Source organism: uncultured Azohydromonas sp. (genome assembly GCF_937926365.1).
Classification (GTDB): Bacteria; Pseudomonadota; Gammaproteobacteria; order Burkholderiales; family Burkholderiaceae_C; genus Azohydromonas.
In genome coordinates this window covers 1-23,670 of sequence record NZ_CALAOH010000179.1, presented here as the reverse complement: position 1 = coordinate 23,670, position 23,670 = coordinate 1, and the positions used below count along the sequence as shown (strand labels likewise).

Genomic DNA, 23,670 nt, shown 5'->3' with positions numbered 1-23,670 from the left:
CCCACGCCCACTGCGTTGGTGGGCCCTTGTCGCAACCGCCTTGGGCCTGGGGGCCTGCAGTACACCGCCCTCGCCGCCAAAGCCGGCCGACATCCCGGCCACGTCGCCCGCGGCCATCGAGCCGCCCGCGGCCTCGCCCGCCGTGGCGACGCTGCCCAAGCCGGCCCGGCCGGGGGACTGGACCTCTTACAAGATCCAGGCTGCGCTGCGCCTGGTGGCGGCCAACCCGGACTTGTCCTACACCGGCGAGGTGCCCGATCCGCTGCTGGCCATCCCGGTGCTGGAGATCGAGCTCAACCGCGATGGCAGCGTGCGCAACATCCACGTGCAGCGTGTGCCTCGCCAAGCCAAGGACACGGTGCAGCTGGCCATTGACGCGGTCAAGCGCGCGGCGCCCTTCGGCGACGTGTCGCACCTGCCGCGGCCGTGGAAGTTCAGCGAGGTCTTCCTCTTCAACGACGACCGCCGCTTCAAGCCGCGCATCCTCGACCAGTGAGTGCCTCGCGCCTGCCGGCCCGGCCGGCAGGCCGGGCCGGCGTTGCGCAGCAGGCACAATGCCGGGATGTTCTTCAACCTGCCCACCCTGCTGACCTGGGCCCGCATCGTGGCCATACCGCTGATCGTGGCGGTGTACGAGCTGCCGCTGCAGCCCACGACGCAGAACCTGGTGGCCACGGTCCTCTTCATCGTCTTCGCGCTCACGGACTGGGCCGACGGCTGGCTGGCGCGCAGGCTCAACCAGACCTCCGCCTTCGGCGCCTTCCTGGACCCGGTGGCCGACAAGTTCCTGGTCTGTGCCTCGCTGCTGATCCTGGTCCAGCTCGACCGCGTCGATGCCCTGGTGGCGCTGGTGATCATCGGCCGCGAGATCGCCATCTCGGCGCTGCGCGAGTGGATGGCGCAGATCGGCGCCTCGCGCAGCGTGGCGGTGCACATGGTGGGCAAGCTCAAGACCACGGTGCAGATGATCGCCATCCCCTTCCTCCTGTACGACGGGCGGCTGCTGCAGGTGATCGACACGCACCTCTGGGGCACGGTGCTGATCTGGTTGGCCGCGGTGCTGACCATCTGGTCGATGGTCTATTACCTGCAGAAGGCGCTGCCCGAGATCCGCGCCCGCGCACGTTGAGCGCCTCGACGCCGGCGGTGTCCGGCACCGCGCTGTTGCGCGCCATGCCGGCGGTGTTCGTGCTGATCTGGAGCACCGGCTTCGTGGTGGCGCGCTACGGCATGCCGCACGCGCCGCCGCTGACTTTCCTGAGCTGGCGCTATGCGCTGTCGGTGCTGGCCTTCGGGCTGTGGATCGCCGTCACCCGCCCGGCCTTTCCGCGCAACGGCGCACAGGCGCTGCACCTGGCGGTCACGGGCGTGCTGATGCACGCGGGCTACCTGGGCGGCGTGTGGGCCGCCGTGAAGGCCGGCATCCCGGCCGGCACGGTGGCGCTGATCGTGGGCCTGCAGCCGGTGCTCACCGCGCTGTGGGTGAGCACCAGCGGCCAGGAGGCGCGCGCCAGCGCCCGCCAGTGGCTTGGACTGCTGCTGGGCTTCCTGGGGCTGCTGCTGGTGGTGTGGCGCAAGCTTGGCACCGGCGAGGTAACGGGGCTGAACCTGGCGCTGTCCGTCGGTGCGCTGCTGTGCATCACCGCCGGCACGCTCTACCAGAAGCGCTTCGTGCAGGCCTGCGACGTGCGCACGGCCAGCTTCGTGCAGCTCGCCGCGGCGCTGGCGGTGTCGCTGCCGTTGGCGGCGCTGGAGAGCGAGGGCATGCGCTGGCACCAGGAGCTGATCGGCGCGCTCGCCTGGTCGGTGCTGGCGCTGACGCTGGGCGCGAGCTCGCTGCTGTACCTGCTGATCCAGCGCGGCGCCGCCACGCGCGTGACCAGCCTGATGTACCTGGTGCCGCCCTGCACCGCGGTGCTGGCCTGGCTGCTCTTCGGCGAGCCGCTGGGCCCCGTGGTGCTGGCGGGCATGGCGCTCACTGCCCTGGGCGTGAGCCTGGTGGTGCGCGGCGCGGGGCGCTGAAGGCGCGTTCCCGGGCCGCGCGGGACGGCCGGGTTCAGAAATCCACTTGTACCGACGCGCGCAGCGTGCGCGGCGCCATCGGGTACAGGTAGATGTGGCCGTACTGGTAGGGCGACTCGCGCCAGGCGCGGCGGTCGAAGAGGTTGTCCACGCCGGCGCGCCAGGTCAGCTGCGTGTTGCCGTCCAGGCGCTGGGTGTAGCGCGCCGCCAGGTCCACGCGCGTCCAGCCGCCGATGCGCGGGCTGTCCGCCGCGGGCTGCAGCGTACGGTCGCCTTCGTAGACCAGCCAGCCCTGCAGGTTCAGGCCGGGCAGGGCGCCCACGTCGTGGCCGACCATCAGGCGCAGGGTGCGCGAGGGGACGTTGGGCGGGCGCAGGCCGTTGCGGGTGGGGTCGACGCCGTCCTCGTAGCGGGCGCGCAGCGCCATGGCGCTGGCAGCGAATTGCCACGCACCGGCACGGCGCTCCAGCACGGCTTCCAGGCCGCGGTGGCGCTGGCTGCCGTCCACGAAGTAGTCCTCGCCGGTGTCGGTCACCACCGGGCGGTCGATGTCGAAGGCCGCCACGGACCACTGCACATCGAGCGGACCACGGCCCTTGACGCCGATCTCGGTCTGGCGGCTCTTTTGCGCGGGCAGTGCTGCACCAGGACGGCTGTACTCGGGCAGATTCGGCGTCACGAACGACTCGATGCCCTGGCCCCAGCTGGCATAGACCAGGTGCTGCGGTGCGAAGGCATAGCTCACCGCAGCCCAGGGCGTGGTGAAGGATTGGTCGTAAGGGAGCGTGGTGACGGCGCCGTCGGTGTCGATGCCGCTGCGCGACAGCCTGGTATGGCGCAGGCCCAGCCAGCCGCTCAAGCGTTCGGTGAGCTGGATGGCATCACGCACGTAGAACTCGGTGGAGCGCTCGTCGCGGTTGGTGTTGGGATCTTCGGCCATTGGATTGGCCGTGGTAGGCAGCGGTCCGTAGATGCTGCCGAGACCGGCGTAGTTGTAGGCCTGGTTCTGCAGGCGGCTCTTGAAACGCGTGAACAGCACGCCGGCCGTGAGCTGATGTTCGACGCTTCCGGTAGCGAAGCCCCCGGAAAGCGCCAGGTCCAGTGCGTCGCTGCGCCGGTGCTCGTTCTCGCTGCGGTAGTCGTAGAGATCGAAAGTCCCGTCGGGGCAGTAACGGTCTTCCCAGTAGGTGCCGTCGGCCTGCGTACAGCCATACGGATAAGCCAGCCGGTCGTCCGTCTTCAGCCGCTGCGTCATCGCATGCGCCGTCGCCTTCCAGCCGCCTTCGAGCTTCTGTGTCAGCCGCACCGAGGCGGTGTTGTTGTTGAACACCACCGGCTGCGACCAGGGCTGGTTGTTGAGGTTGATGCGCGGGTCGATGCCGTGCGCGTCCGGCACCACCGGGCCGAGCATGCTGAAGCCCGGCACGCTGGGCTGCGATTGGCGGCCGTGTTCGACCTCCACTTCCAGCAGCGTGTCGCGCGTGAGCTTGACGTCGCCGGCCAGGGCCAGCAGGTGGCGCTCGCCGTGGAGGCTGTAGGTCTGCGGACGCAGCCTTTCCCCGGCGACGTTCAGGCGCAGGCCATAGCGCTCGTCCTCGCCGAAGCGCTGCGACAGGTCCGCCCCGGCCGCCACGGTGCCGTTCTCGCGCCAGCCCAGGAAAGCGCTGCGCACGATGCGGTCCGGGCGCTTGACCGTGTAGTTCACCAGCCCGCCGGGCGCGCTGGTGCCGGCCTGGATGCCGCTGGTGCCCTTGAGCAGTTCGATGCCGGCCTTGTTCTCCAGGCCGATCACGGTCTCGCCGTTGATCGGCAGCCCGTCGCGCCGGTAGTTGAATCGGTTGTCCAGCACGTAGCCGCGCGCGCTCAGGCTGCCGTAGTAGCCCTCGGGGTTGTAGGCGTCGGAGAAGGAGGCATCGAGCCGCGTGATGTCGCGCAGATCGCGCGCGCCGGTGTCCTGCAACTGCGCCTCGCCCAGCACGCGCGCGCTGATGGGCGTGGACGACAGCGGTTCATTGCCGAAGCCGCTGACCGCCGGGGCCGGGGTGCGGCCGGTGACGGTGATGGTGGTGGTCGGCGTGGCCGTGTCGGAGGCTGGTGCGGCGGCGTCCTGCGCCAGCGCGGGCAGCGCCAGCGTGAGGGCGGCCGCGGCGGCCAGGGGAGACAGCGCGAACAGGGTGCGCGGGTGGGTGCAATGGGCCATCGGTGTACAGCGGTGCCGCGACAGGGCCGCACGGCCGCCGCAAGGACCGCGGCATCCGGAAGCTTCCCTGCGCGAGGATTACCTCAATCAGGTTCAAGGGGTCTCTCTCAGCCGGGCCGTCAGACGGCCCAGCACCCCCAGCGAAGAAGCCCGGATTATCGCGGCGGCTTCCGCGCTCCCTGTGGCTCGCGGGCCACGGACGGCCCCAGGCGCGATGCGGCCATCGCTTGCGCCCACGAAAAAGGCCCGCGCTGCGGGCCTTTGCTGGATTGAGCCTGCGGCAGGCGGCTCAGTCGAACACCGGCGTTTCCACGCCCAGCACCTTGTGCAGCTTGGGGCTGGTGGTCGTGTACTGCAGGTGCACGCGCTTCTCCGGGAAGATGTAGGGCACGGCGCCGAAGGCGGCCAGCGCGGCCTCGTGGAAGCCCGACAGGATCAGCTTCTTCTTGCCCGGGTAGGTGTTGACGTCGCCCACGGCGAAGATGCCCGGGACGCTGGTCTGGAACTTCTCGGTGTCCACGACGATTTGCTTGCGCTCCAGGGCCAGGCCCCAGTCGGCGATGGGGCCGAGCTTGGGCGACAGGCCGAAGAACACCAGCAGCATGTCCATCGGGACCACGCGCGTGACGCCGTCGCCGCCGGTGACCTTCACGCCCGTGAGCGTCTGGCCGTCGGCGCTGGTCTCGATGCCCGTGATCTGGCCGACGATGAACTGCATCTCGTAGGCGTCGCACAGCTCCTTCATCTTGGCCACCGAGGCCGGCGCGGCGCGGAAGCCGTCGCGGCGGTGGATCAGGATGACGCTCTCGGCCTTGTTCGGGCCGTCCTGCGCGAAGTTCAGCGTCCAGTCCAGCGCCGAGTCGCCGCCGCCCACGATCACCAGGTTCTTGCCGGCAAACTGGGCGGGGTTCCTGACGCGGTAGAAGACCTGCTTGTCGTTGAAGGCGTCCAGGCCTTCGACCTTGAGCGTGCGCGGCTGGAACGAGCCCACGCCGCCGGCGATGAAGATCGTCTTGGTCAGGAACTTGGTGCCCTTGCTGGTCTCGACGAAGAAGCGGCCGTCGTCCTGCTTCTGCACCGTGGTGACTTCCTGGCCCAGGTGGAAGGTCGCGCCGAAGGGCTCGATCTGCTTGAGCAGGTTGTCGGTGAGCTCCTTGCCGGTGCACATCGGCACGGCCGGGATGTCATAGATCGGCTTGTCCGGATACAGCTCGATGCACTGGCCGCCGGGGTAGGCCAGCGAGTCGATGATGTGGCACTTGATCTCCAGCAGGCCGAGCTCGAAGACCTGGAACAGGCCGCAGGGGCCCGCGCCCACGATCACGGCATCGGTTTCGATCGGGCCGTCGTGGCCGGCCGCCGTCTTGGCGACTTCGTCGTTCAGTTGGGGTTCCATCGTCGTCACGGATTACTTCTTGAGTTCCGGCAGCTTGCCGGTGCGGTCCTTCCACTCCTCGGCATCAGGCAGCGGCTCCTTGCGCTTGGTGATGCTGGGCCACTGCTTGGAGAGCTGTGCGTTCAGCGCAATGAACTGCTGCTGGTCGGCCGGCACGTCTTCCTCGGGCAGGATGGCGTTGACCGGGCACTCGGGAATGCAGACCGCGCAATCGATGCACTCGTCCGGGTCGATCGCCAGGAAGTTCGGGCCTTCCCGGAAGCAGTCCACGGGGCACACATCGACGCAGTCGGTGTACTTGCAGCGGATGCACGATTCGGTGACGACGTGGGTCATGACTTTTGGAGTAGGAGGGGTTGAACGCACGGCCGAAACGGAATGGCCGCCGCGAAATTCGGAAAAACAATGATTTTAAGCCCTGGGGGTTTCCACTGAAACCTGCGCTACATCAAGCGCGCCGGCGGCAGCGGTTTCGATTTCATCCAGCACCGCCGCGCCCGCGCCCACGATCACCACCGTGGGCCGGCCCGCGTGCAGCGCGGCGGCCTCGGCCAGCGTATCCACGCGGTGCGCGCTGGCCCGCTCTTCAGCCGTGCCCGCGGCCGAAACCACGCTCACGGCCTCGTCGGCCGGCCAGCCCGCGTCCAGCAGCCGCTGCGACAGCGCCGCCAGCGCCTGGCCAGCCATGTAGAAGACCTCGGTATCGGCGCTGCGGCTGGCGCGCAGCGTGCCCGCGCGCGTCATGGCCGTGCTCAGGCTCACGTTGCGCCCGCGACCGCGGCGCGTGAGCGGCCGCTGCGTCGCCGCCGCCGCCGCCATCGCCGCCGTCACGCCGGGCACCACTTCGCACTCGATGCCTGCGGCCCGCAGCGCCAGCAGCTCTTCCTCCAGCCGGCCGAAGATGCTCGGGTCGCCGCCCTTGAGCCGCGCCACCAGCGAATGCCGCTGCGCCTGCTCCACCAGCAGCGCGTTGATCCGCGCCTGGCCGGTGCTGTCACGGTAGCCGCGCTTGCCCACGTCCAGCCACTGCGCCCGCGGCGCGAGCTCGCGCAGCGCGGGATCGGTGAGCGCGTCGTAGAGCACGACCTGGGCCGCGGCCAGCCGCTGCGCGCCGCGCACGGTGATGAGATCCGCCGCACCGGGGCCGGCGCCGATGAAGACCACCCGGCCCATCAGCTCAAGCCGCGCCTCAGGCCGGCAGCGGGCTCTGCTTGACGTGCAGCCCGCATTCCTTGGCCGACTCGTCTTCCCACCACCAGCGACCGGCGCGGAAAGGCTCGCCCAGCGAGATGGCCCGTGTGCACGGCGCGCAGCCAATGCTGGGGAAGAACTGGTCGTGCAGCGCGTTGTAGGGCACGTCGTGCAGCTTGATGTAGTGCCACACGTCGCCCCAGGTCCAGTCGGCCAGCGGGTTGAACTTCACCCGGCCCTTGTCGTCCTGGTCTTCGAACGGGACGTTGCCGCGGTTGTCCGACTGCTCCCGGCGCATGCCGGTGATCCAGGCGTCGCGCTCGGCCAGCATGCGCGACAGCGGCTCCAGCTTGCGCACGCCGCAGCAGCCCTTGCGCAGCTGCACGCTCTCGTACATCGCGCGCTCGCCGTGGCGGCCCACGAACTCGATCACGGCTTCCTGCACCGGGCGGTACACCTCGACCTCGATGCCGTAGCGCTCGCGGATGCGCGGCAGCACCGCCAGGGTTTCGGCGTGCAGCACGCCGGTGTCCAGCGTGCCCAGCGCGATGGGCAGCTGGTGGCGGCCGATCAGGTCCGTCAGGACCATGTCCTCGGCGCCCAGGCTGTTGGCCAGCACGACGCGGCCGGGGAAACGCTCGGCGGCGTCGCGCAGCAGGTCCAGGGCACGGGCGACCTTGGACTCGAAATCGGCGCTGGGACGGGCGTGCAGGTCGATGGCGCTCATGGCAATCAGCTCCGGACGTAAGGCTGCGATTCGTGGCGGGCGAACAGCGGTTGCGGATGCACCGTGTCCCCCTGGTAGTGGCCGCCGAAGAAGTCCAGCGCGCGGCGCGCGGACTCGACCTTCTGGTCGCCGCGCAGCTGCACGGCGTCGAAGCCGGTGCGCTGCAGCAGCGGCAGCATGTCCACCAGCACCTCGCCGGTGGCGCGGATCTCGCCCTTGTAGCCGTAGCGAGTGCGCAGCAGGCGCGCCTGCGAGTAGGCGCGGCCGTCCACCCACTTCGGGAACTTCAGCGCCACCAGCGCCAGCCGCGGCAGGTCCTCGGCCAGGTCTTCCACCTCGGCATCGTTGGGCAGCATCACGCCCACGGCCACGCCTTGTGGCCACTCCGCGCGCACGGCGTGCCATTGCTCCAGCGTCAGCAGCCGGTGCGGCGCGGGCGTGGGGTGCGACTGCGGGCCGTCCTCGCCCTGGACCTGCTGCCAGCGGTCGTTCTGGGAATCGATGAATTTCATGGGGTCCAACTTCCGAAGGCTTTTTGTTGTCAGGCAGGCACGGCTTCGCCACGCACGGCGGTGGCACTGCGCACGGCGTCGGCGGCGGTCTTGAACGGGGCGATTCCCAGGCGGCGCACGGTGTCGATGAAGCGCTCGCCCTCGGTGCGCTGGGCACGATAGGTGTCGATGATCGCCTCGATCACGTCCGGCACCTCGTCGGCGGCGAAGGACGGACCGATGACCTTGCCCGCCTGCGTCTTGCCCGAGAGCGCGGAGCCGTCGGAGCCGCCCAGCGTGATCTGGTACCACTCGCTGCCGTCCTTGTCGACGCCGAGGATGCCGATGTGGCCGCTGTGGTGGTGGCCGCAGGAGTTGATGCAGCCGCTCATGTGCAGATCGATGTCACCGATGTCCCACAGCTCGTCCAGGTCCTGGAAGCGCTCGGTGATCGCCGCGGCGATGGGGAGGGAGCGCGCGTTGGCCAGGGCGCAGAAGTCGCCGCCGGGGCAGGCGATCATGTCGGTGAGCAGCCCGATGTTGGGCACGGCGAAGCCCGCGTCCTTGGCGGCGTGCCACACGGCGTACAGGTCGGCCTCGCGCACCCAGGGCAGCAGCAGGTTCTGGTCGTGCGTCACGCGCAGCTCGCCCAGCGAGTAGCGGTCGGCCATGGTGGCTGCGGCCTCCATCTGCGCCGAGGTGGTGTCGCCGGGAGCCTGGCCCACGCGCTTGAGCGACAGCGTCACGGCACGGTAGCCGCTGACCTTGTGCGCGTGCACGTTGCGCTCCAGCCAGCGGGCGAAGGCCTGCTGCTGGTCGCCGTAGCGGCCGGGCTGGAAGCCGCCGGCCGCCGGGCGCACACCCTGGGGCAGCGTGAAGTGGGCAGAAACGCGCTCGAGCTCGCGCAGCGGGATCAGGTGCGCGGCGCCCTCGGCGTCCACTTCCAGGATCTTGCGGAACTCCTCGTTGACGGCGTCGAAAAACTTCTGCCCCTCGGCCTTCACCAGGATCTTGATGCGGGCCTTGTAGAGGTTGTCGCGGCGGCCGTAGCGGTTGTAGACGCGCACGATGGCCTCGATGTAGACGAGGATCTGCTGCCACGGCACGAAGGCGTTGATCTCCGCCGCCACCACCGGCGTGCGGCCCATGCCGCCGCCCACGAACACCTTGAAGCCGACTTCGCCGGCCTCGTTCTTCACCAGTTGCAGGCCGATGTCATGCCACTGGATGGCGGCGCGGTCCTCGGCGGCGCCCGTAATGGCGATCTTGAACTTGCGCGGCAGGAAGGCGAACTCGGGGTGCAGCGTGCTCCACTGGCGCAGCACCTCGGCGTAGGGGCGCGGGTCCACCACCTCGTCCGGCGCGATGCCGGCCAGCGCGTCGGTGGTGATGTTGCGGATGCAGTTACCGCTGGTCTGGATGCCGTGCATGTCCACTTCGGCCAGCAGTTCCATCACCTCGGCGGACTGGTGCAGCGGGATCCAGTTGTACTGGCAGTTCTGCCGCGTGGTGAAGTGCGCGTAGTCGCGGTCGTACTCGCGCGCGATGCGCGCGAGCTGGCGCAGCTGGCGGCTGCTGAGCTCGCCATAGGGCACGGCAATGCGCGCCATGGGCGCGTGGCGCTGGATGTACCAGCCGTTTTGCAGACGCAGCGGACGGAACTCGTCGTCCCCGAGCTCGCCGCGCAGGTTGCGCTCAAGCTGGTCGCGGAATTGCGCAGCGCGGGCGCGCACGAACTGACGGTCGAATTCGGTGTACTTGTACATCTCGGTGGATCGCTTTCTTCCGATGGCTGTCCGCGCCGCGTGCTGCCCCGCGTACGGAAGTTGACTGGCCCGGAATTCAGATGTTGTGCAGGCGTAACACGCTGCTCGAAGCTGAACTGTAGGAACTGGCCTTATATTAAGGAAGAACAGAAAAGTTCTTTGCTTATAAGGAAGTGTAGCTGTGAGCTTGTGCCTGGGTGTTGCAGTGGGGGCTTCTTAAAATCCGTCCTCATGTGCAGAAGCTCTTTCATGCGGCGCAGGCATTTGCTGAGCCTGCTGCCGCTGCTCGCCCTGGCGGCCTGCCAGAGCGTTCCGCCCACCGTCGTCACCAACGTTCCGCCGCCGATCGTCTCTGGGCCGACAGGGTCTGCGCCCGTCAAGCTGCCGGTGCCGCGTGACCCGCCGCGCATCGGTCTGGCGCTGGGCGGCGGCGCGGCGCGGGGGTTTGCTCACATCGGCGTGATCCAGGTGCTGGAGGAGGCCGGCATCCGCCCCAGCCTCGTGGTCGGCACCTCGGCGGGCAGTCTGGTGGCGGCGCTCTACGCCAGCGGGCTCAACGGCCGGCAACTGGGCGAGCTGGCGCTGGCGATGGACGAGTCGGCCATCACCGACTGGGCTTACCCCGGGCGCGGCCTGCTGCGCGGCGAGGCCCTGGCGCGCTACGTGCGCGAGCACACCGGCGCCAAGACGATCGAGCAGATGAAGCTGCCGCTGGGCATCGTGGCCACCGACCTCGACAGCGGCGCGCCGATCCTGTTCCAGCGTGGCGACACGGCCACGGCGGTGCGTGCCTCCAGCGCGGTGCCGGCGGTGTTCCAGCCGGTGCGCATCGGCAACCGCGAGTACGTCGATGGCGGCCTGGTGTCGCCGGTGCCGGTGCGCTTCGCGCGCCAGATGGGCGCGGAGCTGGTGGTGGCGGTGGACATCACCAGCCCGCCCGACGGGCAGCCCACGGGCGACGCCATGCGCATGCTGCTGCAGACCTTTTCCATCATGGGCCGCAGCATCAACACCTTCGAGCTCAAAGAAGCGGACCTGGTGCTGCGCCCGCGGCTCGACGGCGTGGGCAGCGCGGACTTCACCGCGCGCAAGCGCGCCATCCAGGCCGGGCGCGAGGTAGCGCAGTCGCTGCTGCCGCAGTTGCGCCAGCGCATCGCGATGCAGAGCCAATAAGCGACAAAGCCGGCGCAAGGCCGGCTTCTCCGTGGCTGCCCGGCGGCGACCAAAAAGAAAGCCCGGCGGGCGCCGGGCTGAAGGTACCCTGAAACCACTTTCCCCAGGTACCGAGGAGACAACCTTTGGCGGCGGCATCGAAACCGCCTCGTCAACCGGGCTGGCGCCCGGCCGCGCATCAAGGTTGACCAAGCGGTCAGTGCTTAGGCAGCGCGCTTGGCGGCAGCCTTGGCGTTGGCGGCAACGCCTTGCGAGGCCTTGACGGCGCTGGTGGTCATGGCCTGGAAGTTGGACTCGGCCACTTCGGCAGCTTGCTTGGCGGCCTTCTGCACGCTTTCGTAGGCGTTGCTGGCGGCGGCCACGGCGGACTTCACCAGGGCAACGGCGTTCTCGGAACCGGCCGGGGCGTTCTTCACGGCGCTGTCCACGACGGCCAGGATGTTCTTCTGCAGGTCGGCCAGCTGGGCTTCGACGACCTTGCCCACTTCGGCGTTGGTGGCGGCGGCGATGTCATACACCTGACGGCCATAGGCCACGGCCTTCTCGGTGGCGGGCTGCAGCAGGCTGGCTTGCAGCGACAGCAGCTCCTGGGCGTCCTTGGCGGACAGGGCGGCCTTGGTGTTCTCGGCGGCGTCGTTCAGCGCGGACTTGGCGGCCTGCACGTTCAGTTCGACAACCTTTTCCACGCCTTCGAAAGCCTTGTTGGCCAGACCGAAAGCGGTCTCGACGTTGGCCTTTTGGGCAGCGATGAATTGTTCGGCGTTCAGCATTTCAGTCTCCGACAGGGGTTGAGGGAAGGGGGAGGAGCTTTTGCTGCAGTGCAGCATGGGTGCAAGTATAGGGGCATCGTTCCTGCACGCAAGAACTTTTTGCTGCAGCGCAGCAAGGTCTTTGGCGTCTTTGCCACGCCGGCACGGTCGTCCTGGCAGGGATGAAGCGGTGAGGGACTGCGCACAATGGCCCTATGCAGGCTTTCTATGCAGACCAGTTCGTGCTGCCGCTGCCCGAGGGGCACCGGTTCCCGATGGCGAAGTACGCGCTGCTGCGCGAGCGCGTGGCGACCGAGCCCGGCATCCGGCTGCGGCCGGCGCCCGCGGCCAGCGACGGCGAACTCGCGCTGGCGCACGAGCCGCGCTACGTCACGGCGGTGGCCGAGGGACTGCTGAGCGCGGCCGAGCAGCGCGAGATCGGCTTTCCATGGTCGCCGCGTATGGCGGAGCGGGCGCGGCGCTCGGTGGGCGCCACCATCGCCGCCGCGCGTGCTGCGCTGGAGGAAGGCGTGGCGGCCAACCTGGCTGGCGGCACGCACCACGCCTACGCTTTCAAGGGCAGCGGCTACTGCGTCTTCAACGACGTGGCGGTGGCGGCGCGGCTGATGCAAGCCGAGGCGCATCGCCGCGCGCGGCGGCTGCTGCGCGTGGCCGTGATCGACCTGGACGTGCACCAGGGCAACGGCACTGCCGCCATCTTTCGCGACGACGACAGCGTCTTCACCCTGTCGCTGCACGGCGCGCGCAACTTCCCGTTCCGCAAGGAAAGCAGCGACCTCGACGTCGAGCTGCCGGACGGCTGCACGGATGACGCCTACCTGGAGGCACTGGACGGCGCGCTGGAGCGGCTGTGGGCGCACCACGCCGACGCGCCGCCCGGGCTGGCCTTCTACCTGGCCGGAGCCGATCCGCACGAGAACGACCGCCTGGGCCGCCTGAAGCTCAGTGCCCGCGGCATGGCGGAGCGCGACCGCCGCGTGCTGCGGGCCTGTCGCGAACGCGGCGTGCCGGTGGCGTTGAGCATGGCCGGCGGCTATGGGCACGACCTGGCGCAGATGGTGGAACTGCAGTTCGGCACGCTGCAGCTGGCGTGGCAGAGCTGGAGCGCGTGGCTGGCCCGCGCCGGTGCCGCGGGCTGGGATGGTTCCTGAACCGCCGCGCCGGGCGTCCCTAGAATGCCCGGCTCCAAAAAGCCCGGCCGCCCCGCGCCGCCCCCGGCGCCCCGAGTGGCCTGAACGCTCCAATGCCCAAGCTCCCTGTTGCCGCCGCCCGTCGAGCCGCCTGCACCGCGCTGCTGTTCCTTCCCCTGTGGGCCGGTGCGGCCGAGATCGACGGCCGCGACCTCTCCGCCTGGTGGGCCTTGCCCTTTGCCGGGATGCTCCTGTCCATCGCGCTGATGCCGCTGCTGCTGCCGCGCCTGTGGCATCACCACTACGGCAAGGTCGCGCTGGGCTGGGCGCTGGCTTTCCTCGTGCCCTTCGCGGCCGTGTTCGGCCCGGGCGCCGCGGGCGCCGCCTTCGTGCACACGCTGCTGGCCGAATACCTGCCCTTCGTGATCCTGCTCACCGCGCTGTTCACGACCGCGGGCGGCATCTACATCCGCGGCAACCTGCACGGCAGCCCGGGCGTGAACTGCGCGCTCATGGCCATCGGGGCGGTGCTGGCCAGCGTCATGGGCACCACCGGCGCCTCGATGCTGATGATCCGCCCGCTCATCCGCGCCAATGACAACCGCCGCCACGTCGCGCACGTGGTGGTGTTCTTCATCTTCATCGTCAGCAACGCGGGTGGCTCGCTCACGCCGCTGGGCGATCCGCCGCTGTTCCTGGGCTTCCTGCAGGGCGTGTCCTTCGACTGGACCTTCCGCCACCTGCTGCCCGAGACGCTGTTCCTGGTCGGCGCGCTGCTGGCGATCTTTTTCGCACTGGACAGCTGGTACTACCGGCGCGAAGGCGTGCTGCCGCAGGACCCCACGCCCGATACCCAGCGCCTGGGCATGCTCGGCGGTCTCAACCTGCTGCTGTTGGCGGCCGTGGTGGGGCTGGTGCTGATGAGCGGCACCTGGAAGCCGGGGCTGCGCTGGAACGTCGCCGGCACCGAGGTCGAGCTGCAGTCCCTGGTGCGCGACCTGGGACTGATCGCGGTGACGCTGCTGTCCCTGGTGCTCACGCCCGCCACGGCGCGTTTGGCGAACCAGTTCTCCTGGGCCCCGATGCAGGAGGTAGGGAAACTCTTCGCCGCCATCTTCCTGACCATGCTGCCGGTGCTGGCCATGCTCAAGGCCGGCGCGGCCGGGCCCTTCGCCGCCGTGGTGCAGGCCGTCACCGGCGACGACGGGCAGCCGCTGCCCTGGGCCTACTTCTGGGCCAGCGGGCTGCTGAGCAGCTTCCTGGACAACGCGCCCACGTACCTCGTGTTCTTCAACCTCGCCGGCGGCGATCCGCAGGTGCTGATGAACGCGCTGGCGCCCACGCTGGCGGCCATCTCCGCCGGCGCGGTCTACATGGGGGCCAACAGCTACATCGGCAACGCGCCCAACTTCATGGTCAAGGCCATCGCCGAGGACCGCGGCATCCGCATGCCCAGCTTCTTCGGCTACATGGCCTGGTCGAGCGTCGTGCTGTTGCCGCTGTTCGCGCTGATGACGCTGGTCTGGTTCCACTGAGAACCCCTCGTTTCGTACTCACACGCCATCCAGGAGACGAGCCATGTCCGACAAGCCCGCCGTGCTGGTGGCCCGCAAGGTGTTCCCCGAGGTCGTGCAGCGCCTGGCGCAGCACTTCGAGGTCGAGGACAACCCCACGGACCACATCCACTCGCCCGATGAGCTGCGCGCGCGGCTGCAGGGCAAGGCTGGCGCGTTCGTGACGCTGAGCGAGCGCATCGATGCGGCGCTGCTGGATGCCAACCCGCAGCTGCGCGCGGTGTGCAACATGGCCGTGGGCTACAACAACATCGACGTGGGCGCCTGCAGCGCGCGCGGCGTGCTGGTGAGCAACACGCCCGACGTGCTCACCGAAACCACGGCCGACTTCGGCTTCGCGCTGATGATGGCCACCGCGCGGCGCATCACCGAGTCCGAGCGCTTCCTGCGCGAGGGGCGCTGGGACCGCTGGGCCTACGACATGTTCGCCGGCAGCGACCTGCACGGCGCCACGCTGGGCATCCTGGGCATGGGGCGCATCGGGCAGGGCATCGCCCGGCGCGGCGCGCTGGGCTTCGGCATGCAGGTGATCTATCACAACCGCAGCCGCCTGCCCGCCGACCAGGAGGCCCCGATCGGCGCCCGCTACGTGGACAAGGAGACGCTGCTGCGCGAGGCCGACCACCTCGTGGTCGTGGTGCCGTACTCGCCTCAGACCCACCACGCCATCGGCGCCGCGGAGCTGGCGCGGATGAAGCCGAGCGCCACGCTGACCAACATCGCCCGTGGCGGCGTGGTGGACGACGCGGCGCTGGCGCAGGCGCTGGCGCAGGGGCGCATCGCCGCGGCGGGGCTGGACGTGTTCGAGGGCGAGCCACAGGTGCATCCGCAACTGCTGGCGCAACGCAACGTGGTGCTCACCCCGCACATCGCCAGCGCCAGCGTCGCCACGCGCCGCGCCATGGCGGACCTGGCGGCCGACAACCTCATCGCCGCGCTCACCGGCGGCGTGCCGCCCACGCCGGTGAATGCGCAGGTGCTGGGACGCTGAACGGGCCCGGCGTGCCGGCGCCGTGCATGCGTATTCGCCACAACGGCACGCCGGGTGCGGCTTCCTAGACTGAAGCGCTTTCAATACGAGGTCTGGGCATGAGGCTGGGGTTTCAGCCGTCGCGGCGCCGGCTCCTGCGGGGCGGCCTGGCCGTCGCGCTGGCGCCATCACTGTCGCGCGCGCAGGGCGCTACGGCTGCTCGGCCGGTCCGCCTGGTGGTCACGTCCACCGGCAGCGGCGAGGTCCTGGGACGCGCGCTGGCGGCGCAACTGAGCCAACAGCTGGGCGTGCCGGTGGTGGTGGAGCTGCGCGCCGGGTTGGTCGGCGTGGAGTCGGTGGCGCGTGCCGCGCCCGACGGCCGTACGCTGCTGCTGGCGCACACCGGCACGCTGGCGCTGCAGGCGGCTTCCAGCCCGCGCCCGGCGTCCGCGCGCGGCAGCGATTTCGTCGCGCTGGGGCCCGTGGCCAGCCAGCCGCTGGTCCTGCTGGTGGCGGCGTCCAGCCCTATCGAGAACGTGCCGGAGCTGCTGATGCACGCACGCTTTGGCTCGGCACGCCTGGCCTACGGGTCCACCGGCGTGGGCAGCGCGGGCCACCTGGCGGGCGAGCTGCTGCAGGAGCTCGCGGGCGTGAAGCTGCAGCACGTGCCCTACAAGGGTCTGGCGCCGGCACTCACGGAACTGCTGTCGGGCCAGGTGGACCTGATGTTCAGCACGCTGCCGCCGCTGCAGTCCCAGGTGGACGGCGGCAAGCTGCGGGCGCTGGCCGTCACGGGAGCGCGCCGCAGCCCGGCGCTGCCCGGCTGCCCCACGCTGGCGGAAGCCGGCCTCAAGGGCTACGAATGCGCCCCGGCCTACGGGCTGCTGGCGCAGCGTGGCACGCCCACCGACGTGGCGGCGCCGCTGAGCACGGCGCTGGGCAAGGCGCTGGAAAGCGCCCCGCTGCGCGAGGCGCTGCGCCAGGAGGGTGCCGAGGGCCTGGCCGCCGGCGCGGACTTCCATGCCCAGTTGCAGGCCGAGCTCGACAAGTGGAGCCGCCTGCTGGCCAAGGCCGGGGTGCGGCCGGAGTGAAATGAAAAGCCCGCTGCCGCGGAGGCCGTGGCAGCGGGCCTTTCAAGATGAATGCGGGGGGCAGGGTGCCCCGGGCACCCTGCAGGGACTGGCTTTTCAGCCCGCCATGCCCTGGTGCCGCAACAGCGCGTCGATGCTCGGCTCGCGTCCACGGAAGGCTTTAAAGCTCTCCATCGCGGTGCGGCTGCCGCCGGCTTCCAGGATCTCGCGGCGCAGGCGCCGGCCGGTCTCGGTGTCGAACACGCCGGCTTCCTCGAAGGCGCTCCAGGCGTCGGCGCTGAGTACCTCGGCCCACTTGTAGCTGTAGTAACCCGCCGAGTAGCCGCCGGAAAAGATGTGCGAGAAGGCGTGCTGGAAGCGGTTGAACGCCGGCGGGATCAGCACCGCCACCTCCTGCCGCACCTCGTCGAGGATCTGCTGGATGCGCTGCGGCGCGCCGGCCTCGGCGTGGATGCGCATGTCGAACAGCGCGAACTCCACCTGCCGCAGCGTCGCCAGCCCGCTCTGGAAGTTCTTGGCCGCCAGCATCTTGTCGTAGAGCGCGCGCGGCAGCGGCTCGCCCGTCTCCACGTGGGCGGTGAGGCGCTGCAGCACCTCCCACTCCCAGGCGAAGTTCTCCATGAACTGGCTGGGCAGCTCCACGGCGTCCCATTCCACGCCGGAGATACCCGAGACGCCCAGATCCGCCACCTGCGTCAGCATGTGGTGCAGACCGTGGCCGCACTCGTGGAACAGGGTGATGACGTCGTCGTGCGTCAGCAGCGCCGGCTTGTCGCCCACGGGCGGCGCGAAGTTGCACACCAGGTGCGCCACCGGCGTCTGCAGCGGCCCCTCAGGGCGCTGCCAGCGGCCGCGCACGTCGTCCATCCAGGCGCCCGGGCGCTTGCCGGAGCGGGCGTAGGGGTCCAGGTAGAACTGGGCGATGAGCTGGCCGCCGCGCTCGACGCGGAAGAAGCGCACGTCGGGGTTCCAGGTCGGCGCCTGGTCGGGGCGGATCGCCACCTCGAACAGCGTCTCGATGATGCGGAACAGCCCCTCCAGCACCTTGGGCTCGGTGAAGTACTGCTTCACCTCCTGGTCGCTGAAGGCATACCGGGCTTCCTTCAGCTTCTCGCTGGCGAAGGCGATGTCCCAGGCTTGCAGATCCGGGAGAGCGAGCTCCTTGGCCGCGAATTCGCGCAGCTCTTGCAGATCCTTCTCGGCGTAGGGGCGGGCGCGGCGGGCCAGGTCGCGCAGGAAGTCCATCACCTGTTGCGGGCTGTCGGCCATCTTGGGCACCAGCGACAGCTCGGCGTAGTTGCCGTAGCCCAGCAGCTCGGCCTCCTCCTGGCGCAGCTGCAGGATCTCCGCCATCAGCGCGCTGTTGTCGCGCTCGGCCGGGCCCTGCTCGCTGGCGCGGGTGGCGTAGGCGGTGTAGAGCTGGCGGCGCAGCTCGCGGTTGGTGCCGTACTGCATCACCGGGAAGTAGCTCGGGAAATGCAGCGTGATCTTGTGGCCGTCCCGGCCATCGGCCTGCGCGGCGGCGCGGGCGGCGGCCTTGACGTCGGCCGGCACGCCGTCGAGCTGCTCCTCGGTGGCGTAGAGCGCGAACTTGTCGGTGGCGTCGAGCACGTGCTCGCTGTACTTCTGCGACAGCTCGGCCAGGCGCTCCTGGATCTTGGCGAAGCGCTCCTTGGCCTCGCCCTGCAGCTCCGCGCCGGAGAGCACGAAGTCGCGCATGGCGTTGGCGAGCGCCTTGCGCCGCGGCGCGCTCAGCTGCTGCGCGGCCGGGCTCTGCGCGATCGCCTTGTACTTGGCGTAGAGCCGCTCGTCGGCGCCCAGCCGCGTGTAGAACTCCGTGACCTTGGGCAGGTTCTCGTTGTAGGCCGCGCGCAGCTCGGCCGTGTCGGCCACGTGGTTGAGGTGGCCCACCGCGCCCCAGGAACGGCCCAGGCGCTCGGTGGCCACGTCCAGCACCGCCGACATGGCGTCGTAGTCGGCCGGCACGTCCGGCCCCACGGAGCGCTCCAGCGCCGCGCCGGCCTGGGCCAGGAGCTCATCCACCGCCGGGCTCACATGCTCGGGACGGATGCGGTCGAAGGCTGGAAGCTCGGAAGAGGGGGTATCGAGGAGCGGATTGGACATGGACAGGGCAGGCGGGGGTTGAAACCGCACAGGTGGTGGCAATGGGGGCCAACACAAGGCGCCGCGGCGCTGCGCGCGCCGGCCCTGCTTCACTGACGGATCAGGCCGCGGCGGCGGCCACGCGCTCGGCGGCCTCGACGGTGTTGACCAGCAGCATTGTGATCGTCATCGGGCCGACCCCGCCCGGCACCGGGGTGATCCAAGAGGCCACCTCGCGCACGCCCTCGAAGTCCACGTCGCCGCAGAGCTTGCCCTCGTCGTTGCGGTTCATGCCCACGTCGATCACCACCGCGCCGGGCTTGACCATGTCGGCCGTCAGCACGTTGCGCTTGCCCACCGCGGCCACCACGATGTCGGCTTGGCGCGTGTGCTGCGCCAGGTCCGGCGTGGCGCTGTGGCACACCGTGACGGTGGCGTTGGCCTGCAGCAGCAGCATCGCCATGGGCTTGCCCACGATGTTGCTGCGCCCGATCACCACCGCGTGCTTGCCGCGCGGGTCGCAGCCGATGGCTTTCAGCATCTGCATGCAGCCATAAGGCGTGCAGGGCTTGAAGCCTTCCTGGCCCACCATCAGCGCGCCGGCGCTGGCGACGTGGAAGCCGTCCACGTCCTTGACCGGCGAGATGGTCTCGATGACCTTGTGCGCGTCGATGTGCGCGGGCAGCGGCAGCTGCACCAGGATGCCGTGGATGGATGCGTCCTCATTGAGCGCGCGCACGCGCGCCAGCAGCTCGGCCTCGCTCATGCTGGCCGGGTACTGCTCCAGCACCGAGTGCATGCCGGTGTCGTGGCAGGCCTTGACCTTGTTGCGCACGTACACCTGCGAAGCCGGGTTGTCGCCCACCAGGATCACGGCCAGACCCGGCGTGTGGCCCTGGCTGGTGAGGGCGGCGGCGCGCTGGGCGAGCTCGGTACGGATCTGGCGCGAGAGGGCGACGCCGTCGATCAGCTGCGCGGTCATGTTGGGGAACTCCTGGCAATGAAAAAGGGCCGCTGGCGCGGCCCTCGGGGGGTTGGTGAAAGGGTCAGGCGGCCTTGCTGTGCGCGCCCAGCGCGATCTTGAGCAGGTCGGCCACGGTGTTGGCGTTGAGCTTTTCCATGATGTTGGCGCGGTGCGCCTCCACCGTCTTGATGCTGATGCCCAGGTCGTCGGCGATCTGCTTGTTCAGCCGCCCGGCGACGATGCGCTCCAGCACCTGGCTCTCGCGGGTGGTCAGGCGCGACAGCAGCGCGTCGCGGCTGGCCTGTTCCTGGTGCTGGCTGAAGGTATTGCGCGCCTGCTCCAGCATGCGTTCCACCAGCGACAGCAGCTCTTCTTCCTTGAAAGGCTTCTCGATGAAGTCCATCGCGCCCTTTTTCATGGTCGTCACCGCCATCGGCACGTCGCCGTGACCGGTGATGAAGACCACGGGCAGCGGGCTGCGGCGCTCCAGCAGCCGGTCCTGCAGCTCCAGCCCGCTCATGCCTTCCATGCGGATGTCGGCAATCAGGCAGGCCACCTCACGGGGATCGAAACGGGAGAGGAAGGACTCGGCCGAATCGAAGCACTTGACCCGGTAGTCCTTGCCTTCGAGCAGCCACTGCAGCGAATCGCGAACCGCCTCGTCGTCGTCGACGACGTAAACGGTGCCTTTCTTGGGAATCAGGCTCATGGGCTGGTTGTCTCTGTCGTTGAGTTGGAATCGGTAGCCGGTGCCGCAGGCTCGATGCGGGCACCCGGCTCCACCGGCAGGGTGAACGAAAAACGACATCCCACGACTGCGGTGCCATTGTAAATGTTCTCCGCACGCATCCTGCCGCGGTGCGACTCGATGATGGAGCGGCACAGCGACAGCCCGATGCCCAGCCCTTCGGCCTTGGTCGAGAAGAAGGCCTCGAACATGCGGCCGAGCACTTCCTCCTTCATGCCCGGGCCCTTGTCGGTGACGCTGAACTCGATCACCCCGCCTTCCTCCGGCGTGTGACGAGGCACCACGCGCAGCTCGATGTGGCGCCGCCCCGGAGGCAGCTTGGCCATGTCGATGGCCTCGGCGGCGTTCTTGACCAGGTTGAGCACCACCTGCTCGATGAGGATCGGGTCCACCATCAGTGTGGGCAGCCGCTGCGCGACGTAGGTGTGGATCTGCACGTGGCGGCGGCGCAGCTCGATGCCGGCCAGGTCCACCGCGTCCTCCACGATGGCGCTCGCCTGCGAGGGCTGGCGCTGCGGCTCGCTCTTCTTCACGAAGGCGCGGATGCGGTGAATGATCTGCCCGGCGCGCTCGGCCTGGCGCGCCGTCTTCTTCAGCGCCGCGATCAGGTCGTCCTTGGCGATGGTGTCGGCCTGCACGCGCGAGACCATGCCGCTGCAGTAGTTGGCGATGGCCGTGAGCGGCTGGTTGAGCTCGTGGGCCACGGAGCTGGCCATCTCGCCCATGGTCACCAGGCGGCTGGTGACCTGCGCCTTCTCCGCCTGCAGCCGCTGCTGCTCCTCGGCCTGGTGGCGCGCGGTGATGTCGGTGGCGATGAGCATCTGCGCCAGGCGCCCGTCGGTCCACTGCAGGTAGCGCGAGCGCACGTCGAACCACTTCTGCAGCGACTCGATAAGGACCTCGCGCGGGTCCGATCCGGCCTGCGTGAGCTCCTGCACCGGCAGCCCGCCGAAGGTGTCCACCGAGTCCTCCACGGAGCCGGGCTGCTGCGGCGGCGAGCCCGCCAGCAGCGCGTGGCCACGCGCGTCGGCGCCGAACCACAGCCGGTAGGAGCGGTTGGCGAACAGCAGCTCGCTCTGCTCCACCGAGAGCACCGACACCGCCGCGTCCAGGCCTTCCAGCACGGTGGTGAAGCGCTCGTGCGAGGCCGAAAGCTGGTCGCGGATGCGCTTGGCCTCGGTGATGTTGGTCATCGAGGTCATCCAGCCGGTCTGTTGGCCCTTGGGGTCGATCAGTGGCGAGACGTACATGCGCGCATCGAACATTTGCCCGTCCTTGCGCATGACCTTCACCTCCACGCCGCCGGCGGGGCTGCGGCCCTGCAATTCCTGCCGCAGCAGCCGCGCGTTCTCCTCCAGGCGATCGGGCGGCCAGTGCGGGTAGGGCGGGCGCCGGTCGATGAGCTCGGCCTCGGAAAAGCCGGTCATGGCGCAGAAGGCCGGGTTGACGTAGGTGATGCGCCCCTGCAGGTCCATGGCGCGCATGCCGGTGAGCATGGAGTTCTCCATGGCCCGGCGAAAGTTGGTTTCCTGGATCAGCGCGTTCTGGATCTGCGTGCGCCGGCGCATGTGGCGCCAGGCGCCCAGCAGCATCCACACCGTGAGCACCGACAGCGCCACCACCATCCAGAACAGCGTGTTGCTGATGAGGCCGATGGAGGTGCGCCAGCCGATGCCGCGCAGCACCAGCCCCGTGCCCCCCGGCGCCAGCGGCACGTCATGAACGATGGCGGCGCGCTTGCCGGCGTCACCGTGGAGCCCGCCGCCGGTGCCGGTGATCTCGTTGCCGGCCTCGTCCAGCACCGAGATGGCATGGCGCTTGGTGACCTCCGCCGGCACCAGCAGCCGCTCCAGCGCCTGTACCGAGTACTCCGCCACCAGTGCGCCGACGAAGCCGTTGCGGTCGATCAGCGGCACGTGCACCTGGAACACCGGCATGCCCGCGCCGTTGGTGAAGGAGCGCGAATAGACCGGCGCCTGCAGGTCGCGCGCGGTGCTGAAGGCGCGCTCGGGCTCGCTGCGGCGCCCCTCCAGCGGCAGCGAGGGGTCGGACGCGTCGCCGCGGGCATGGCCTTCGAGCCCCGGCGCCAGCCACTGGCCCTGGAGCTGCCGCTTCGGCGCCAACCACAGCAGCTGCGTGAGCTCGGGCCGCTCGGCGGCGAAGCTGCGCGCTTGGCCCTCGAAGCCGCGGCTGTCCACCGTGCGGGTGGCCAGCTCGCGGGCAAGGCGCAGCAGTTGCTCCTGGCTGTCGATCAGGCGCAGCTGGATCTGCTGCTGGGCGATCTCGGTGTCGCGCTTGAGCGAGTCCGTCTCGCGCTCGATCTCTTCGTTCCGGAGATACCAGAACGCCGAAATGATCGCCGCCAGGAACAACAACACGGAGACCAGAGGCCCCACGGTGACGAAGCGATCCTGGCGCGCGGGCGACTGGCTTCGCCACCAGTGGCCGAAAAAACGCCGGCGCGCAGCCGGCGCAACTCGGACAGGAGAGGGTGGGGGCGGGGCGGACATCACCCGGATTATCAAGCCCCCAAAGGAGGGCAACGCGGTCCCTGGACATGCCGCGTCGCAGCAAAATTTCAAATTATGAAATCGCAACGCACTATTTGAAAAATGAAAAGCTTGTGCGACACTGCGCCACCCCTTAGCCCGACCCCAACAGGAGACACCCCATGTCGGCATTGCCTGAACAGTTCATCGGTGCGGCAGCCAATGACCAGGACCCGCAGGAAACGCGTGAGTGGCTGGACGCCTTGTCCGCCGTGATCGAGAGCGAGGGCCGCGAACGCGGTCATTTCCTGCTGGAGCAGCTGCTGGAGCACGCGCGCCAGAACAGCATCGACATGCCGTTCTCCGCGACGACGGGCTACGTCAACACCATCGAGCCGCAAGAGGAAGAGCGCTGCCCGGGCAACCTCGAGATCGAGGAGCGGCTGCGCGCCTACATGCGCTGGAACGCCATGGCGATGGTCGTGCGCGCCAACCGCCACAACCCCCCGGACGGCGGTGACCTGGGCGGCCACATTTCCAGCTTCGCCTCGCTGGCGACGATGCTGGGCGCCGGCTTCAACCACTTCTGGCATGCCGCCACGCCCGAGCACGGCGGCGACCTGCTCTACATCCAGGGCCACTCGGCGCCCGGCATCTACGCCCGCGCCTACCTGGAAGGCCGCATCACCGAGGAGCAGCTGCTGAACTTCCGCCAGGAAGTGGACGGCAAGGGCCTGTCCAGCTACCCGCACCCGAAGCTGATGCCCGAGTTCTGGCAGTTCCCGACGGTGTCCATGGGCCTGGGTCCTTTGATGGCCATCTACCAGGCGCGCTTCCTGAAGTACCTGCACGCCCGCGGCATCGC

At 69.4% G+C, this 23,670-nt stretch carries 20 protein-coding genes, 1 pseudogene and 1 riboswitch; of the genes and pseudogenes, 9 read left to right on the top strand and 12 right to left on the bottom strand.

Annotated elements, in window-relative coordinates:
• The first annotated feature begins 40 nt into the window (after positions 1-40).
• The 3 genes from Q0741_RS19315 (at position 41) to Q0741_RS19305 (ending at position 2,022) form a co-directional block, all read left to right on the top strand.
• A complete protein-coding gene (locus Q0741_RS19315; protein ID WP_298234822.1) occupies positions 41-496 on the top strand; it encodes a hypothetical protein in 456 nt (151 codons plus the stop codon).
• Positions 497-562: 66 nt separating this feature from the next.
• Positions 563-1,129, top strand: coding sequence for a CDP-diacylglycerol--glycerol-3-phosphate 3-phosphatidyltransferase (gene pgsA / locus Q0741_RS19310; protein WP_298234821.1), 567 nt, complete (start codon positions 563-565; stop codon positions 1,127-1,129).
• Positions 1,130-1,173: 44 nt separating this feature from the next.
• On the top strand, positions 1,174-2,022 hold the full coding sequence (locus tag Q0741_RS19305) for a DMT family transporter (RefSeq protein WP_298234858.1): 849 nt from the start codon (positions 1,174-1,176) through the stop codon (positions 2,020-2,022).
• 34 nt (positions 2,023-2,056) lie between these two features.
• Here Q0741_RS19305 and Q0741_RS19300 read toward each other — a convergent pair whose 3' ends face one another.
• The 7 genes from Q0741_RS19300 to Q0741_RS19270 all read right to left on the bottom strand — a co-directional run bounded on the left by Q0741_RS19300 (position 2,057) and on the right by Q0741_RS19270 (position 9,793).
• Entirely contained in the window at positions 2,057-4,222 is a 2,166-nt protein-coding gene (locus Q0741_RS19300) for a TonB-dependent siderophore receptor (RefSeq protein ID WP_298234820.1), read from the bottom strand.
• A 47-nt stretch (positions 4,223-4,269) separates the two neighbouring features.
• A riboswitch (TPP riboswitch) is annotated at positions 4,270-4,371 on the bottom strand.
• A 140-nt stretch (positions 4,372-4,511) separates the two neighbouring features.
• Positions 4,512-5,618 carry an NAD(P)/FAD-dependent oxidoreductase gene (locus Q0741_RS19295; protein ID WP_298234819.1) on the bottom strand — a complete coding sequence of 369 codons (1,107 nt, stop codon included), beginning with the start codon at positions 5,616-5,618 and terminating at the stop codon, positions 4,512-4,514.
• 12 nt (positions 5,619-5,630) lie between these two features.
• Positions 5,631-5,954 (bottom strand): ferredoxin FdxA, encoded by a 324-nt coding sequence (fdxA, locus tag Q0741_RS19290; RefSeq protein WP_298234818.1) that lies wholly within the window; start codon positions 5,952-5,954, stop codon positions 5,631-5,633.
• Between the two features lie 75 nt (positions 5,955-6,029).
• Positions 6,030-6,791 (bottom strand): uroporphyrinogen-III C-methyltransferase, encoded by a 762-nt coding sequence (gene cobA, locus Q0741_RS19285; RefSeq protein ID WP_298234817.1) that lies wholly within the window; start codon positions 6,789-6,791, stop codon positions 6,030-6,032.
• 16 nt (positions 6,792-6,807) lie between these two features.
• The gene (locus Q0741_RS19280; protein ID WP_298234816.1) at positions 6,808-7,536 is read right to left on the bottom strand and encodes a phosphoadenylyl-sulfate reductase; all 729 of its coding nucleotides are present in this window, start codon (positions 7,534-7,536) and stop codon (positions 6,808-6,810) included.
• Between the two features lie 5 nt (positions 7,537-7,541).
• Complete coding sequence (locus Q0741_RS19275; protein ID WP_298234815.1) at positions 7,542-8,048, bottom strand: DUF934 domain-containing protein; 507 nt, start codon at positions 8,046-8,048, stop codon at positions 7,542-7,544.
• 29 nt (positions 8,049-8,077) lie between these two features.
• Positions 8,078-9,793 (bottom strand): nitrite/sulfite reductase, encoded by a 1,716-nt coding sequence (locus Q0741_RS19270; RefSeq protein WP_298234814.1) that lies wholly within the window; start codon positions 9,791-9,793, stop codon positions 8,078-8,080.
• Positions 9,794-10,042: 249 nt separating this feature from the next.
• Here Q0741_RS19270 and Q0741_RS19265 point away from each other — a divergent pair, with 249 nt between their 5' ends.
• Positions 10,043-10,966 carry a patatin-like phospholipase family protein gene (locus tag Q0741_RS19265; RefSeq protein ID WP_298234813.1) on the top strand — a complete coding sequence of 308 codons (924 nt, stop codon included), beginning with the start codon at positions 10,043-10,045 and terminating at the stop codon, positions 10,964-10,966.
• Positions 10,967-11,169: 203 nt separating this feature from the next.
• Here the strand turns inward: Q0741_RS19265 and phaP are convergent, their stop codons facing one another.
• Positions 11,170-11,736 (bottom strand): TIGR01841 family phasin, encoded by a 567-nt coding sequence (gene phaP / locus Q0741_RS19260; RefSeq protein ID WP_298234812.1) that lies wholly within the window; start codon positions 11,734-11,736, stop codon positions 11,170-11,172.
• Between the two features lie 194 nt (positions 11,737-11,930).
• Here phaP and Q0741_RS19255 point away from each other — a divergent pair, with 194 nt between their 5' ends.
• The 4 genes from Q0741_RS19255 (at position 11,931) to Q0741_RS19240 (ending at position 16,501) form a co-directional block, all read left to right on the top strand.
• A complete protein-coding gene (locus Q0741_RS19255) occupies positions 11,931-12,887 on the top strand; it encodes a histone deacetylase (protein WP_298234811.1) in 957 nt (318 codons plus the stop codon).
• 92 nt (positions 12,888-12,979) lie between these two features.
• Positions 12,980-14,401: a sodium:proton antiporter gene (locus Q0741_RS19250; RefSeq protein WP_298234810.1), complete on the top strand. Its 1,422-nt coding sequence runs from the start codon at positions 12,980-12,982 to the stop codon at positions 14,399-14,401.
• A gap of 43 nt (positions 14,402-14,444) precedes the next feature.
• Positions 14,445-15,431, top strand: coding sequence for a D-glycerate dehydrogenase (locus tag Q0741_RS19245; protein ID WP_298234809.1), 987 nt, complete (start codon positions 14,445-14,447; stop codon positions 15,429-15,431).
• A 98-nt stretch (positions 15,432-15,529) separates the two neighbouring features.
• The gene (locus Q0741_RS19240; protein ID WP_298234808.1) at positions 15,530-16,501 is read left to right on the top strand and encodes a tripartite tricarboxylate transporter substrate binding protein; all 972 of its coding nucleotides are present in this window, start codon (positions 15,530-15,532) and stop codon (positions 16,499-16,501) included.
• A gap of 96 nt (positions 16,502-16,597) precedes the next feature.
• On the opposite strand, the gene Q0741_RS19235 is transcribed toward Q0741_RS19240, so the two are convergent.
• The 4 genes from Q0741_RS19235 to Q0741_RS19220 all read right to left on the bottom strand — a co-directional run bounded on the left by Q0741_RS19235 (position 16,598) and on the right by Q0741_RS19220 (position 22,826).
• Complete coding sequence (locus tag Q0741_RS19235; RefSeq protein WP_298234807.1) at positions 16,598-18,625, bottom strand: M3 family metallopeptidase; 2,028 nt, start codon at positions 18,623-18,625, stop codon at positions 16,598-16,600.
• 100 nt (positions 18,626-18,725) lie between these two features.
• Positions 18,726-19,586 carry a bifunctional methylenetetrahydrofolate dehydrogenase/methenyltetrahydrofolate cyclohydrolase FolD gene (folD, locus tag Q0741_RS19230; RefSeq protein WP_298234806.1) on the bottom strand — a complete coding sequence of 287 codons (861 nt, stop codon included), beginning with the start codon at positions 19,584-19,586 and terminating at the stop codon, positions 18,726-18,728.
• A 64-nt stretch (positions 19,587-19,650) separates the two neighbouring features.
• Positions 19,651-20,277, bottom strand: a complete 627-nt coding sequence (locus tag Q0741_RS19225) for a response regulator transcription factor (RefSeq protein ID WP_298234805.1) — start codon at positions 20,275-20,277, stop codon at positions 19,651-19,653.
• Entirely contained in the window at positions 20,274-22,826 is a 2,553-nt protein-coding gene (locus Q0741_RS19220) for a PAS domain S-box protein (RefSeq protein ID WP_298234804.1), read from the bottom strand. Before Q0741_RS19220 ends, Q0741_RS19225 begins: the two co-directional genes overlap by 4 nt.
• Before the next feature lie 161 nt (positions 22,827-22,987).
• On the opposite strand from Q0741_RS19220, the pseudogene aceE reads away from it, so the two are divergent.
• Positions 22,988-23,670, top strand: a pseudogene (gene aceE / locus Q0741_RS19215) (pyruvate dehydrogenase (acetyl-transferring), homodimeric type); the annotation flags it as partial.

What these genes read in the sequence shown, in the direction of transcription:
- Q0741_RS19305 (WP_298234858.1), top strand. Translation starts at nt 1,174, where the DNA reads ATGCCGGCGGTGTTCGTGCTGATCTGGAGCACCGGCTTCGTGGTGGCG.
- folD (WP_298234806.1), bottom strand. Translation starts at nt 19,586, where the DNA reads ATGACCGCGCAGCTGATCGACGGCGTCGCCCTCTCGCGCCAGATCCGT.
- fdxA (WP_298234818.1), bottom strand. Translation starts at nt 5,954, where the DNA reads ATGACCCACGTCGTCACCGAATCGTGCATCCGCTGCAAGTACACCGAC.
- Q0741_RS19300 (WP_298234820.1), bottom strand. Translation starts at nt 4,222, where the DNA reads ATGGCCCATTGCACCCACCCGCGCACCCTGTTCGCGCTGTCTCCCCTG.
- cobA (WP_298234817.1), bottom strand. Translation starts at nt 6,791, where the DNA reads ATGGGCCGGGTGGTCTTCATCGGCGCCGGCCCCGGTGCGGCGGATCTC.
- pgsA (WP_298234821.1), top strand. Translation starts at nt 563, where the DNA reads ATGTTCTTCAACCTGCCCACCCTGCTGACCTGGGCCCGCATCGTGGCC.
- Q0741_RS19295 (WP_298234819.1), bottom strand. Translation starts at nt 5,618, where the DNA reads ATGGAACCCCAACTGAACGACGAAGTCGCCAAGACGGCGGCCGGCCAC.
- Q0741_RS19265 (WP_298234813.1), top strand. Translation starts at nt 10,043, where the DNA reads ATGCGGCGCAGGCATTTGCTGAGCCTGCTGCCGCTGCTCGCCCTGGCG.
- Q0741_RS19240 (WP_298234808.1), top strand. Translation starts at nt 15,530, where the DNA reads ATGAGGCTGGGGTTTCAGCCGTCGCGGCGCCGGCTCCTGCGGGGCGGC.
- Q0741_RS19270 (WP_298234814.1), bottom strand. Translation starts at nt 9,793, where the DNA reads ATGTACAAGTACACCGAATTCGACCGTCAGTTCGTGCGCGCCCGCGCT.
- Q0741_RS19280 (WP_298234816.1), bottom strand. Translation starts at nt 7,536, where the DNA reads ATGAGCGCCATCGACCTGCACGCCCGTCCCAGCGCCGATTTCGAGTCC.
- Q0741_RS19220 (WP_298234804.1), bottom strand. Translation starts at nt 22,826, where the DNA reads ATGTCCGCCCCGCCCCCACCCTCTCCTGTCCGAGTTGCGCCGGCTGCG.
- Q0741_RS19255 (WP_298234811.1), top strand. Translation starts at nt 11,931, where the DNA reads ATGCAGGCTTTCTATGCAGACCAGTTCGTGCTGCCGCTGCCCGAGGGG.
- Q0741_RS19235 (WP_298234807.1), bottom strand. Translation starts at nt 18,625, where the DNA reads ATGTCCAATCCGCTCCTCGATACCCCCTCTTCCGAGCTTCCAGCCTTC.
- Q0741_RS19275 (WP_298234815.1), bottom strand. Translation starts at nt 8,048, where the DNA reads ATGAAATTCATCGATTCCCAGAACGACCGCTGGCAGCAGGTCCAGGGC.
- Q0741_RS19225 (WP_298234805.1), bottom strand. Translation starts at nt 20,277, where the DNA reads ATGAGCCTGATTCCCAAGAAAGGCACCGTTTACGTCGTCGACGACGAC.
- Q0741_RS19245 (WP_298234809.1), top strand. Translation starts at nt 14,445, where the DNA reads ATGTCCGACAAGCCCGCCGTGCTGGTGGCCCGCAAGGTGTTCCCCGAG.
- phaP (WP_298234812.1), bottom strand. Translation starts at nt 11,736, where the DNA reads ATGCTGAACGCCGAACAATTCATCGCTGCCCAAAAGGCCAACGTCGAG.
- Q0741_RS19250 (WP_298234810.1), top strand. Translation starts at nt 12,980, where the DNA reads ATGCCCAAGCTCCCTGTTGCCGCCGCCCGTCGAGCCGCCTGCACCGCG.